The sequence below is a fragment of the Neptunomonas sp. CHC150 genome (genome assembly GCF_030397555.1).
GTDB classification, from domain to species: Bacteria; Pseudomonadota; Gammaproteobacteria; order Pseudomonadales; family Balneatricaceae; genus Neptunomonas; species Neptunomonas phycophila.
In genome coordinates this window covers 126,496-140,205 of the sequence record NZ_JAPNXU010000005.1, presented here as the reverse complement: position 1 = coordinate 140,205, position 13,710 = coordinate 126,496, and the positions used below count along the sequence as shown (strand labels likewise).

11 protein-coding genes are annotated in these 13,710 nt (G+C 46.6%); 9 read left to right on the top strand and 2 right to left on the bottom strand.

Annotated elements, in window-relative coordinates:
• Positions 1–88: 88 nt before the first annotated feature.
• The 7 genes from OW491_RS05075 (at position 89) to pgm (ending at position 9,155) form a co-directional block, all read left to right on the top strand.
• Entirely contained in the window at positions 89–835 is a 747-nt protein-coding gene (locus tag OW491_RS05075) for an aspartate/glutamate racemase family protein (protein ID WP_290034954.1), read from the top strand.
• On the top strand, positions 828–2,267 hold the full coding sequence (gene hydA / locus OW491_RS05070) for a dihydropyrimidinase (protein WP_290034952.1): 1,440 nt from the start codon (positions 828–830) through the stop codon (positions 2,265–2,267). Before OW491_RS05075 ends, hydA begins: the two co-directional genes overlap by 8 nt.
• A 43-nt stretch (positions 2,268–2,310) precedes the next feature.
• Positions 2,311–3,105: a fumarylacetoacetate hydrolase family protein gene (locus tag OW491_RS05065; protein WP_075179373.1), complete on the top strand. Its 795-nt coding sequence runs from the start codon at positions 2,311–2,313 to the stop codon at positions 3,103–3,105.
• Positions 3,106–3,211: 106 nt separating this feature from the next.
• Complete coding sequence (locus OW491_RS05060) at positions 3,212–3,892, top strand: response regulator transcription factor (protein WP_290034950.1); 681 nt, start codon at positions 3,212–3,214, stop codon at positions 3,890–3,892.
• Positions 3,889–5,268 (top strand): sensor histidine kinase, encoded by a 1,380-nt coding sequence (locus OW491_RS05055; protein ID WP_290034949.1) that lies wholly within the window; start codon positions 3,889–3,891, stop codon positions 5,266–5,268. Before OW491_RS05060 ends, OW491_RS05055 begins: the two co-directional genes overlap by 4 nt.
• Before the next feature lie 201 nt (positions 5,269–5,469).
• The gene (locus OW491_RS05050) at positions 5,470–7,374 is read left to right on the top strand and encodes a TonB-dependent receptor (protein ID WP_290034946.1); all 1,905 of its coding nucleotides are present in this window, start codon (positions 5,470–5,472) and stop codon (positions 7,372–7,374) included.
• 140 nt (positions 7,375–7,514) lie between these two features.
• Complete coding sequence (gene pgm, locus OW491_RS05045) at positions 7,515–9,155, top strand: phosphoglucomutase (alpha-D-glucose-1,6-bisphosphate-dependent) (protein WP_290034944.1); 1,641 nt, start codon at positions 7,515–7,517, stop codon at positions 9,153–9,155.
• 90 nt (positions 9,156–9,245) lie between these two features.
• Here pgm and OW491_RS05040 read toward each other — a convergent pair whose 3' ends face one another.
• Together OW491_RS05040 and OW491_RS05035 are read right to left on the bottom strand one after the other, a co-directional pair.
• Positions 9,246–9,911 carry a pentapeptide repeat-containing protein gene (locus OW491_RS05040; protein WP_290034942.1) on the bottom strand — a complete coding sequence of 222 codons (666 nt, stop codon included), beginning with the start codon at positions 9,909–9,911 and terminating at the stop codon, positions 9,246–9,248.
• Positions 9,912–10,050: 139 nt separating this feature from the next.
• Positions 10,051–11,892 (bottom strand): methanol/ethanol family PQQ-dependent dehydrogenase, encoded by a 1,842-nt coding sequence (locus OW491_RS05035; protein ID WP_075173144.1) that lies wholly within the window; start codon positions 11,890–11,892, stop codon positions 10,051–10,053.
• Positions 11,893–12,320: 428 nt separating this feature from the next.
• Here OW491_RS05035 and pedF point away from each other — a divergent pair, with 428 nt between their 5' ends.
• Positions 12,321–12,764 carry a cytochrome c-550 PedF gene (gene pedF / locus OW491_RS05030; RefSeq protein WP_075173143.1) on the top strand — a complete coding sequence of 148 codons (444 nt, stop codon included), beginning with the start codon at positions 12,321–12,323 and terminating at the stop codon, positions 12,762–12,764.
• The gene (locus OW491_RS05025; protein ID WP_290034939.1) at positions 12,757–13,665 is read left to right on the top strand and encodes an ABC transporter substrate-binding protein; all 909 of its coding nucleotides are present in this window, start codon (positions 12,757–12,759) and stop codon (positions 13,663–13,665) included. Before pedF ends, OW491_RS05025 begins: the two co-directional genes overlap by 8 nt.
• Positions 13,666–13,710: the final 45 nt, after the last annotated feature.

Sequence of the window (13,710 nt, the reverse complement as noted above, 5' to 3'; positions counted from 1 at the left end):
ATTTTGTAATCATTATGTTCAACAATATTGTTTACAAAAATAGTACGGGCTAAACCCGCCTATTGCGTAAATGACGAATGGGTTATTTATGTCGATTACAACAAAGCGAACGCTATTGGGGGTGTTGACCCCGTCTTCTAATACCGCCTTAGAGCCGTTAACAAGCTCGATGCTAAACAATTTGCCATCAGTGACTAGTCACTTTTCACGTTTTCGTGTGACACGAATTTCGTTAGATGATCGTGATTTGGGCCAGTTCAACCATACGGCGCCACTTGAGGCTTCTGATCTTCTGGCTGATGCACGCATGGATGTGATTGGTTGGAGTGGAACAGCTGCTGGCTGGTTGGGTTTTGATCATGATGTTCAATTATGTCAGGCCATTGAGGCTCGAACTGGCATTCGAGCGACTTCATCAATCTTGGCGCTGAACGAAGTGCTAAACAGCATGGGGGTTAAGCGCTTTGGGTTGGTGTCACCTTATACGAGTGATGTGCAGGACTGCATTATCCGCAATTATCAAGACATCGGTATTGAGTGTGTTGCTGAAAGCCATCTTGATTTGAGTGAGAACTTTAGTTTCTCCGAGGTTGACGAGATAGCTTTATCCCGTCAAGTAGCAGCGGTCGCGGCTAAAAAACCGGATGCGATTGTGCTCTATTGTACCAACTTACGCTCAGCACATTTAGCCAGTCAGTGGGAGCAAGAGTTCGGTATACCGGTTATTGATACAACGTCCACTGTTGTTTGGAAAATGCTAAGCATGGCTGGTCATAACCCTGCAGCTGTTGTGGGCTGGGGGCGCTTTTTCCAAGAGGCTAGTGCTCATGTCTAAGTTATTCGATTGTGTTATTCGCAATGCTCGTTGTGCTACCGCCGCCGATATCTTTGATGCCGATATAGGTATCAAAGAGGGTGTCATTACCGCCTTGGGAAAAGGCTTGTCAGAAGGCGAAACGGAGATAGATGCTAAAGGCAGGTGGGTGTTGCCCGGTGGTATAGATGGCCACTGTCACTTTGATCAGCCAACGAATGATGGCACGGTCATGGCGGATGATTTTTTAAGTGGGACGCGTTCAGCGGCCTGTGGCGGCACAACCACGGTTATCCCCTTTGCGCTGCAGCAAAAAGGACAGAGCTTGAAAGCAGCTGTGGCTGATTATCATGAGCGTGCCGGGCAAAAAGCTGTGATTGATTACGCGTTTCATATGATTGTTTCTGATGCCACCGAAACAGTGCTCAGTGAAGAGCTGCCAGCATTAATCTCGCAAGGTTACACCTCTTTCAAAATTTATATGACTTACGATGATCTGAAGCTGGGTGATCGTGAAATTATCGATGTGTTATCCGTAGCCCGTGAAGAAGGGGCAATGGTGATGATTCATGCCGAAAATGCTGACTGTATTGCCTGGTTGACCGAGCGTTTACTAAAAGCGGGCAAAACCGCGCCAAAATACCATGCTGAATCTCGCCCTATGTTGGTGGAGCGTGAAGCGACTCATCGCGCTATCGCGTTTGCTGAGTTGGTAGACGTTCCTATTTTAATTGTTCATGTATCAGGGCGTGAAGCAGTAGAGCAGATTCGTTGGGCGCAAGGTCAAGGGCTACGTGTATATGGTGAAACATGCCCGCAATATCTTTTTCTAACGGCCGAAGATTTAGGGCTGGATGACGACATGGAAGGTGCTAAATGTATTTGTAGTCCGCCTCCGCGCGATAAAGGCAATCAGCAGGTGATCTGGAACGCACTAGAGTCAGGAACTTTTCAGGTGTTCTCTTCGGATCATGCGCCATTTCGCTTTGCTGGAAACGACGGCAAATTAGCAACCGGTGAAACCCCCAGCTTTGATCAAATCGCAAATGGTATTCCGGGCGTCGAAACTCGTCTGGCTTTATTGTTTTCGCATGGCGTTAACACAGGGCGTATGGATATTAATCAATTTGTCGGATTAACTTCTACCAATGTCGCTAAAATGTATGGTTTGTACCCACGTAAAGGCTCTATTGCTGTTGGGGCTGATGCCGATTTAGTGATCTGGGATACCGACACGGCTCGTTCCATTAGTAATGATCAATTACATCATAATGTTGATTACACACCCTATGAGGGCATTAAGGTGAATGCGTGGCCGGCAACGACCATGAGTCGAGGGCGCATTGTGTGGCAAGACGGACGTTATTTAGGAACGCCAGGTATGGGGCAGTTTTTACCGTGCGATCGACCGACACCTGCTAAACCAAAAGTTACTGCGCCAGACCCGCTATAGTTTTGTGGGTGGATGGGTGTTGCAATAAATGTGAGGGAGTGTAATGAGTAAAAATGTTCAAAAGTTGGCTGATGCATTAGTCATGGCCCAACAAACGGGGCAGGTCGTTAACTATCAGCAGGCATGTGAGCTCACCCCCGCTAGTGATGAAGAGGCGTATCAGGTGCAAGCCTTGGTTGCAGAAAAGTTGGGATGGTTTGCTTCAGAAGAACGCTTTATTTGGAAAACCGGTGGTACTTTGCAAAACCCTTCAGCCGCCCGCGTGAGGCATGAGGCTTTAGTGTACGCTACAGAAAAAGAAGGGGAAGGTCATGTGAGGCATGTATTACATGAGCGCAACGCTCATGACTTCACCTCTATTGAGATAGAAGTGGCCATTACTTTAGCAAGGTCTATCAAGAGTGATTCCTCAATAGAAGCACTAGAGGCAGCTATCGATAATGTCTATTTGTCAGTAGAAGTATGTGATCAGCGAGTTGAACGGTGGGCGGACCTCCCCGCCAGTATTCGCTTGGCAGACCAGCAAATGAACAGAGCGATTATTTTAGTGGGGAAACCTACCAAAGGATGGCGCGATAGTTTTGTTAATCCTTATATGTCCATCACGGTAAATCAGCAGGCAATAGCCTTGGGTGAGGGTACGCATCCATTGGGTCATCCATTAGCGTTACTGCCTTGGCTCAATGGTTTATCCGAAACACTTTATTCAAGAGGCTTAGAGGCGGGGGATACAGTAACCACTGGTACTTGGTTTGGTTTGCAAGTGCTTGCTGGTGGGGATGAAGTGGTTGCCAGTATTGATGGGCTGGGTGAGGTGCGTTTGTCATTGGAGCCTTAACGAATGCGTGGGTAGGCATGATAGCTTTCGGGCAATGTTTATTAACGTAAGACAATGTTAATGATTTAGATTATCATTTGTGTCTGTGTAATGGCATGGTAATCTAATGACTAGAATATTGATTATTGAAGATGACAAAACCTTCGCTAATCAGGTAGCCGGTTTATTGTCTCAAAATGGTTTTTGCATTGAGCAGTGCCACGATGGAGAGCAGGGGCTTATAAAGGCGCTTGCTGAGTGCTTCGATCTGATCCTTTTGGATGTCCTATTACCTACGCTGAACGGTTTTTCTATCTTGACGCATATTCGTAGCGTGAAGCAGACCCCAATTATCATGATGACGGCATGTGGTGCTGAAGCCGAACGCATTGAGGGCTATCAAAAGGGGGCGGATGACTATTTGCCAAAGCCTTGTAATTTCACGGAAATGTTACTGCGTATCGATGCTGTGTTGCGTCGCTCTATAGGGGGGCAGGAACGAAATGACCAGCGAGAGCTGTCTATTGACGCTTTGGTGCTTAACCGGTCGGTATTAAGTGTTCACTATAATGGCCAATCGATAGAGTTAACTCCCATTCAGTTTCGCTTATTATGGTTGTTGGTTGAACATCAAAATGATGTGTTGAGTAAGCCGTTTCTATATCAGATGGTGCTAGAACGCCCTTATAGCCGCTATGACCGCAGTATGGATATGCATTTAAGCCGTATTCGTAAAAAATTAGTGTCAGCTGGTATGGCTGCAGACCGTTTAGTGACTCAGCATGGTAAGGGGTACTGTTTTTCGTGAAAAAGCAGTTGCTGTGGGTTTTGTGTGTAGTGTTTGTAATTGGGGCGCTGATTTTATTTTGGAGCGTTAACCTCATTACTGAGCAAGCAGAACAGTCAATGAGTTATATATCAAAAAGTGACCAACAGACTCTCATCTCATATGGAAGAAAAGCTGAGACACTATACCAAGCGGGCCAAGAAAAAATCTTAGAAAGATGGTTGCAAGAATTACGTATTAAAGAAGACACATGGGCTGCTGTAGTGGAGTCTTCTATTGAAGTAAAAGCTGGTAGTGATTTGCCTCTACACTATACGCAGGGGTTTAGTTTGGGGCGCAGTGTTGAGTGGAAGATTCATCTATATTTTAAAGCAAACCCTACCATGGACATTCCTTTCGCTGATGGTAAAACGCATTTTTTAATTCAACTGCCCGCACGTATGCGCCCAGGTAACCTTTACCCTTATGCACAAATTGTCTTGCAGGTAGGCCTACCGCTAATTTTATTGTCCGCGCTCGCTATATTTGTTTATGGGTACTTGATGTCGCCTTTACGGCAGCTGCATAGAGCAACACGGGCATTTAGCCAAGGTGAGCTTGATGCCCGCACTCAAGCCAGCTCAGGGTTTATCGGATGGCGAAATGATGAGATTACGCGTTTAGGTGTTACGTTCAACGATATGGCTTCGCGTACCGCGCGTCTAATAAGGCAGCAACGCGAATTACTATCTGATTTGTCGCATGAGCTAAGAACACCATTGGCACGTTTAGGGCTCGCGTTAACTTATATGGAGCAAGGTGCACGCGATGAGAAAACGCTGCGCCGTATTCGTTGGGAGTTACAGGGCATGGAAGCATTGGTTGAGGACTCTTTGACATTAGGGTGGTTAACTAATGAAGAGCCGTCGCTACGGGATGAGAGCGTTGAGCTAGATGCGCTGTTGGATGTTATTTGCCAAGATGCGGGGTTTGAATACCCGGGGCGTATCATTGAGCTTAGGTCGGAAGCAGAACATGTTTTGCATTTTAGTAATCAACGCGCGCTGAGTCAGGCTTTTGAAAATTTAGTGCGTAATGCTTTAAAACACACGTCACCTAAGAGCCGAGTAGAGATCGTCATCATTGATAGAGGCGAGTCGGTACAGGTTGATGTGCAAGACGAAGGCAATGGCGTACCTACAGAGTTGCTTGACGCTATCTTTCGGCCTTTTTATCAAGTCAGTCAGTCGAGAAGTCAACCCGCAGAGCAAGAGCAAAAAGGCTACGGATTAGGCTTGGCGATAGCTAAACGTCAGATTCAAGCTGTTGGTGGGCAGCTCGTTGCTAGGAATCGTTATGATGCTGAAGGTGTCTGTATAGGGTTAATAATGACAGCTACATTGCCTAAGTTTTGCTAGCGATCTATTACCAGATGTAACAAATGTAAAAATGCTGGGACTTCCCATTAAAATGATAATAATTGAATGAAAACTATTATCATTTAAGTTGGTGGTTATATGTACCCTCAAGAATTTTGCTGCAATCTAACTAGGCCCTTTCTTTTCCGGAAAAAGTTGTTGGCCGTCGCTTGCTTAACAACGTTCACAGCTCCTACTGTCATGGCCGATTCTGCGGTTGTGGACATGGATGCGCTCATTATTATTGATCAGATCACAAGTGACGTAGACGGCCAAATTAATCAGGAACAAATTTCGTCGACTCAAGCGAATGATATGGCCGATATATTCAGTCAAGACGCGGCTGTTTCTGCGGGCGGTTCAGTGCAAATGTCGCAGAAGATCTATGTTCGAAATATAGGTGAAGACAATCTTAATATAACGATAGACGGGGCAGAGCAGGCGGGTGCGGTTTTTCATCACGCAGGCCGTATCTCGATCGAGCCGGAATTACTAAAGCAAGTAGATATTGAAACCGGAGCAGGGGAAGCGACATCAGGTTTTGGTGCTTTAGGAGGCTCGGTACATTTTGTTACCAAAGACCCTGCGGATTTATTAGAAGCCGGCAAACAGGTAGGTGCGCTGGTTAAAAGCACTTACTTTGATAATAGCCATGGTTTTAAAAACAGCGTAACTGTGTTTGGTGAGGATGCACAGGGGCGCTTGGGAGGGATGTTGAGTGTTGTTCGTTCAGACCTCGATAATGTTACCGATGGTGATGGCAATAAACTCGATGGTACAGAGGATCAAAAAACCTTGATGTACGGGAAGTTAGTGGGGTATTTAACGGATGAACAATATTTATCACTGAGTTATGAGTCCGTAGCAGAAGAGGGTGATGTGCTTTATAAGCCGGAGCTAGTCGCGTCCGCTAGGAACGTACCCGAGCCAACGACGGCTGATCGGGATACGGCTATTTTTAACTATGAATATACGCCGTTTGATAACGATTTATTGGATATTAGCTTCAATCTTTATCATACAAAAACGTCTCAATCGCGTGAATACAGCTCGGTAGAATACAGTGGCCATGTGAAAACGTGGGGAGCGACACTAAAAAATACGAGTGCTTTTGCAGATCATGAGCTTACTTACGGTGTTAATTATCGAGATGATGAAAGTAAGCTTCATGATGTGGATGTAGAGCCCTCTTATTTTAGTGAAACAGGCCAAGTTTGGGGGATCTTTATACAGGATCATTACACCGTAAATGATCAATGGTCACTGACAGCCGGTGCTAGATTTGATGATTTCTCGATAACCGATGCAAGCGATCAAAAATTAAGTGATAACGGCTTCTCATTCAATGCCGGTGCTCGCTATCAGTTAACTCCTGCTTGGGCTATTAGTGCTGGATATGCAGAGGCGTTAAGAGGCCCGGAAGTAAAGGATGCATTTAAGCTAAGTAGCGGTTCAAATGCTTCTGACCTAGGTGCAGAAACATCTAAAAATATCGAGTTAGGGGTAGATTACCAAGTATCCGGTTTTAACATGGCAGCGGGTGTCTTTTATTCACGGATCTACAACCCTGTTGGGGGATTGCTGCCTTGGTCTAGGGTATCTGAAAACTTAGATGACCCTATTAAATCGGCTGGTTTTTATGCGCGTTTAGGGATGCAGATCGAAGCGCTTTCATTGTCTGCCAGCTTAATTAGTGCAGATACTGAAGTTGATGGGCAACCGGTCACACGTTATGTATACGGCTCTGGGGCAAATAGCATTGGCGATACGTTAGCGACAGATGTTCACTATCAGTTCTCACCTCGCTGGATGGCGGGCTGGAATGCTGAGTTTGTACGCGGTATTCATGATATTAAATTAGATGTAGGTAGCGATCAGCTTAATGCTGATAAACCCGGTTATGGGATACATGACGTATACGTGCATTGGAAGCCTATGGGTAATGACCAACTTAAAGTGGCGTTATCGGTAAATAATCTTTTCGATAAACAGTATTTGAGCCACGCAAGCGTTGAAGACTTTACAGGGAATCCCGGGTGGGAGGGTATTGTCGGGTCTCCAGAAAGTGGACGCGATATCCGAGTGAGTGTTTCGGGCCGATTCTAATGCATATTCTGTCAGCATAAGTGGGTATGGATAAGCTTGGCGAGCAATTCGTTAGGTCGTTGGGCTTATCACCATTGCATCTCTGGCCAAGATAGCCGAGCATTAGGTTATTCATTCATGGAAAAGGACAGGCTTGTTATATGGCTATTCACCCCGATGCTGGAAAGATTGCTCCGCACGATTCTTTGGTTAATATCCCTGCGTTAGTGGCTGCTTATTATCGTCAGCAGCCAGATATCAAAGCGAGCCCTGATCAAAAGGTGAGTTTCGGAACTTCCGGTCACCGAGGGTCGGCGCTAAAAACGACCTTTAACGAGCATCACATCATGGCTATTTGCCAAGCCATTGCTGAGTACCGCAAGGCGCACGGTGTGACTGGGCCGCTATATTTGGGTAAGGACACGCATGCGTTATCTGAAGCCGCCTTTGGCACGGCATTGGAAGTGTTAGTCGCTAACGGGGTGCGTGTGCGTGTGCAAGCAGGTGATGGTTACACGCCAACGCCTGTTATCTCACATGCAATTTTAACGCACAACGCGTTGGGCGAAGATATTGCAGATGGCATTGTCATCACCCCTTCGCATAATCCGCCGGAAGATGGCGGGATTAAATATAACTCGCTTAAGGGTGGTCCAGCCGATCAAGATATTACCAATTGGATTGCTCAGCGAGCCAATGAGTTATTGGAATCTGAGCTAGAAGACGCTGAGTGGCTTCCTGCTGAAGAGCTGAATGCATCGCCGTTAATCGAACCTTTTGATTATATTGCACACTATGTCGATGATCTGGACTCTGTTATTGATATGGATGCCATTGCGAAAGCGGGCATTAAGATTGGCGTCGATCCAATGGGAGGCTCAGGGCTTCACTTTTGGAAGCCAATCGCTGAAAAATATAACCTTAATATCGAAGTAGTGAACGATAAAGTCGATTTTACCTTCGGATTTATGCCGTTGGATAAAGATGGGCGCATCCGTATGGATTGTTCTTCAAGCTATGCAATGCAGAACTTATTGGCGCTTAAAGATAAGTTTGATATCTCAATTGGCAATGATCCGGATTACGACCGTCATGGTATTGTCTGCGCCGGCTCCGGTTTAATGAATCCGAACGCGTATTTGGCGGTAGCGATTGAGTATTTAGCAACACACCGCCCACAGTGGTCAGATGATATTCAATTTGGTAAAACCTTGGTGTCCAGTGCCATGATTGATCGCGTGGTCGAAGGGCTTGGCAAAACCTTGTGTGAGGTGCCAGTAGGGTTTAAGTGGTACGTTGAAGGGCTGTTCAGTGGCGAGATGGCGTTTGGCGGTGAAGAGAGTGCTGGCGCTTCTTTCTTGCGTAAAGACGGTAGCGTCTGGACGACCGATAAAGATGGCATTATTTTGGGATTGTTAGCGGCTGAGATTTTGGCAGTAACAGGTAAAGATCCGCATCAGTTATATGAAGCTCAAGTCTCACGTTATGGTCGTCCTATTTATAAGCGGATTGATGTGCCGTGTTCGGCTGAGCAAAAGTCTGTCTTATCGTCATTAAGTGCTGATTCTGTAGCCGGTGATACCTTGGCGGGTGATGCGATCACCGGTATTTTGACCGAAGCACCTGGCAATGGCGCTTCTATCGGCGGTTTGAAAGTGCAAACTGCTAACGGCTGGTTTGCGGCGCGTCCTTCTGGTACTGAAAATATCTACAAGATTTATCTTGAAAGCTTTGTATCAGAGGATCATTTGGCACAGTTGGAAAGTGACGCGAAGGCGCTGGTGGATCGCGCGCTGGGTTAAGTGAATTAACGGTTGTTGAAAATCCCGACAGGCTTGCTGATCGGGATTTTTTGTGCATGCTTGAACGCCAGAAATGACTACTGAGGGCCGCTATTTTTGCCAATCAAACGGGCAGTTAGTGCAGCCTTCCATATAGGTGCTTTGAAACGTGGCGTAATGGATTCGGGTGCCGGTTAAATTAGCCTCGGCTAGATTGGCATCATTAAGCTTTGCTTCTTGTAGTGTGGCGTTGGTGAGGTTGGCCTGGTATAGGTCGGCTTTGGAGAACCATACCATTTCTAAGTTAGCAGCGGTTAGGTTTGCACGGTGCAGGCTGGCCTTGCTAAACCGGGCAAAGTCGATATTCGCGCCTTGCAGGTTCGCATCATTGAAGTTAGCTCCTTGCGCGAACATAGCCCAACCTGTAATTGCCATTAAGTTAGCTTGCTGAAGATTAGCCCCGCGGATATCAGCATGTCTTAGGTCGACTCTGGCCAAATTGGCACCTTGAAAATTGGCACCTTTGGCATCGACATTGGTCAACACGGCATGTCTTAGGTCGGCTCCGGCCAAGTTGGCTCCGGTTAAAACAGCATTGCGTAAATCTGCATGACGTAAGTTAGTGTTGGATAAATCGACGTGTGGGCATACTGTTTCGGGCTTGATTTCGCAGCCATTAATCACAAGGTAGCTCTGGTCATTCTTCGGGCTTGGCGCGGCATAAGTGTTTGTTGCGCTAATGAATAGATACGTTGATAGCAGGACAAGCGCTTTCATAAAAATCACCTCATAAATGAAGGATGGGGGCGGGAGGGAGTATCCAGTTTCGGTTCATAAAAAGACCCACTATTCAGCAAATTATGTATGTAAATAGTGGGTAAATAGGGCCGACTCTGAAAATTAAGGCGTTATATGGTTATTTCGCCCACTTAGGTAGTTTGAAGGCCCAGAAGGACCCGCCTTGTGATACTGGCTTTGTTAAAACTGCCATGTCGCCACCCCACAGAGGCACCGCTCCGCCATAGCCGGATGCCACGCCTATATATTGTTCACCGTCCATTTCCCAAGTAATAGGAGATGAAATAATTCCTGAACCTGTTTGGAATGACCAGAGCTCCTCGCCTGTTTCTGCGTGGAAGGCCTTGAGGTATCCGTCACCTGTACCGGTAAAGATCAGGTTGCCTTTAGTGGCTAGAACGCCAGCCCATAAAGGAAGCTTCTCTTTATGCTCCCAGCGTTTTTCTCCGGTAATGGGGTCGTAAGCGCGTAAAATACCAACGTGATCATCAAACATTCGCTTGATTCGGAAACCTTGCCCTAAGTATGCATTCCCTTTGCTGTAGGTGACATCTTCTGTCCAATAATCTTCTTTCCAGTGGTTACCTGGTACATAGAATAATCCCGTGTCTTGGCTGTAAGCCATTGGGTTCCAGTTTTTGCCCCCTAAGAAAGGCGGGGATACTTGAACGGCTTCACCACGCTCTTCACCTTCTTTTGGTAGGGGCGGGCGTTGGTTTTCGTTTTCGACAGGGCGCCCTGTTTTGGGATCGATATGAGAAGCCCACGTTATGTTATCCACAAACGGGAATGCTCTAATAAAGCCACCGTCTTCGCGGTTAACGACATAGAAGAAGCCATTACGGTCGGCGTGTGCCGTCGCTTTAATAGTTTTTCCATTATCATCATATTCAAATAAGACCAGTTCGTTGTTGCCTGAAAAGTCCCATGCGTCGTTTGGCGTATGTTGGTAGAACCAATCTACCTCGCCAGTGGTTGGGTCGACGGCAACCTGCCCTGATGTGTATAGATTATCCCAGTTGCGAGGGTCATCGCCTTTGGCGGTACGCTTCCATGTATTCCAAGGTGCCGGGTTTCCCGCGCCTACAATAATGCGGTTGTTTTCTATGTCGAAGCTTGCACTTTGCCAAGGAGCACCGCCCCCATGATGCCAAGCCTCTACTAGTTCTCCATTTTCATCGCGAGGCCATGTCGGTGCTTCAGGGTCACCTGTCGGGGTACTTTCTTTGCCGTTCAGACGACCAATGTGTCCCTCTACAAATGGGCGCATCCAAATTTCTTCTCCGGTGTCCGGGTCGCGCGCAAAAAGTTGACCTACTACACCAAATTCATCGCCTGATGAGCCATGTATTAACATGACTTTGCCTGTTTTTTGATCTTTGATAATGGTTGGGGCTCCCGTCATGGTGTAGCCCGCTTGATGGTCAGCGAATTTCTTTTTCCAAACGACTTTGCCTGTATTCTTATCGAGCGCAACAATGGCAGCATCCAATGTGCCGAAGAAAACCTTATCTCCGTAAATTGCTGCACCGCGGTTAACAACATCGCAACAAGGTCTAATGTCATCAGGTAAACGGTGTGCATAAGACCAAATCTTTTTGCCTGTATGGGCGTCAACGGCAAAAATTCGAGAATAGGAGCCGGTTACATAAATAATACCTTCGTGTACTAAGGCTTGCGTCTCTTGACCACGCTGTTTCTCATCGCCAAACGAGAACGACCAAGCTGGTGTTAATCGTTCGACGTTGTCAGTGTTGATCGCTGTCATCGGGCTGTAGCGCTGTGCTTTAGGACCGATCCCATAACCTAAAATATTTTCGGGGGTGTTCGCATCGTTTGCTATGTCCTCCCATGTGACGTTAGCCGCAAAAGAAGTGCTCGCGCTGACGCTTAAAGCGCTGGCCAGGATGGCCGCATGTAATGGTCGATGAAGCCAGTGTTTTGTTTTTGTTGTTTTCATAAAGTCACCTTAATTAGTGCCTGCCTATACAGGGTCATTTATACGAGTAGGCATTCGGCTTTTGTGAAGAGAGAGCTAGGACCCTTGACGTGTGGATTTATTGTGCAGTGGTCTGAGATGAGCTACTACGGCATCTTTCCCGTTGAAATTGTTAGTTTTTCCTAATTTGTTTGGGAAGATGTCACGGGGGTCGTAGGGCGTTTTCCACTAAGGGAAAAAAGTATGAGGCTTTGGGATGAGGCAGGAAGTGTACGTAATAACTATGCATCCTGAGAATGAGTTTTTGTTACTACCAAGGAACTAAATTTTGCGCGCCAAAGTACAATTCTTTACGACTAACGGGTGCTTCATCATGGATGTAAGCCTCGAGCGATCTAGATTCGGGCACGGCGTTATACGTCGACATAACAATAATATGGGTGAATTCAATGTTTCTAAAAAACAAACTAGTTCCATCGGCTGCTGCTCTGCTTTTGTGTGCAGGCTTGTCTGGCCAAGCGTTTGCTCATGGCGACGTAACTCCTCAAGGTGTTGATACTGAAGGTCTAGAGCAGTTGGGTGACGAATGGCGCGACGAAAATCCGTACCGTGCTCCGTACGAAAATAACGAGCTGGCCGTTAAAATTGGATCTTCTGCATATAACCAAAACTGCGCGCGTTGCCACGGCTTAGAAGGCATCTCAGGTGGTATCGCTCCTGATTTGCGCATGCTAGACCCTGGCTATGATGGCGACGAATGGTATCAATACCGTGTAGTGAACGGCGCTGTGCGTGACGGTAAAGTGTACATGCCTAAAATGGCAGACTATATTAGCCAAGAAGGTTTATGGGCAATCCGTACCTATTTGGAATCGTTACCTGTTGATGAATAAATTTACAACACTAGTCATTTGCGCAAGCCTAGCTTTTGCTGGGCAAGCGCAATCACGCTCCTTTGATGACGTTGTCGACTCTGGTGAGTTGATTGTTGGCGTGTACCGTGATTTTCCTCCATTCTCCTATCAGCAAGACGGACAGCCAAAAGGTGTCGATATTGACGTTGGCCAAGCTATTGCTGATGAAATGGGTTTGAAAATGCAACTGCATTGGGTGATTCCAGATGAGAACCTGGATGATGATCTGCGTAATAATGTGTGGAAAGGTCACTACCTCGACAAGGATGACGAAAATCCGTTGGCCTTAAAAAAGCTTGCAGATGTGATGATGCGGATTCCATATGACCGTGAATATGCGTATCGTCAAGACTCCCAGACTGGGGAAATGGTCAATGAACAAGTCGTAATGTTTGGGCCGTATCAGCGTGAATCTTGGCGTGTTGCTTTTGATACCGAGAAACTGGAAGCGGTTAAAACAATGGCTGTTTTTCAGTACCACAGTATAGGGGTTGAGCTGGATAGTTTACCGGACTTTTATTTGTCATCCGCTTTTGCTGGCCGTATGCGCAAAAATGTACACCATTATTCAACTCCGCTGATGGCATTTGAGGGTATGAAGTCCGGTGAGGTTAAGGCTGTAATGGCAATGCGCTCTGAAATTGACGCTATGCTATTCGCAGAGAACAACCCTCGCTATCAAGTGGCTGAAAATGGCTTTCCGTCCATCGGTAAGCAGAAGTGGGATGTTGGTATGGCTGTGAAGAGCACTTATCGACAACTAGGTTATGCTGTCGAGGAGGTTGTGGATAAGATGGTCCGTGATGGACGTATGGAAGCGATTTTCTCCCGTTATGGCATTACTTATGAACTGCCCGCTCTTTATCAGGACGTGCAATAGATCGCATTCCAGTCCGCAGCGAATATACCCACTCGAGAGGGTAGA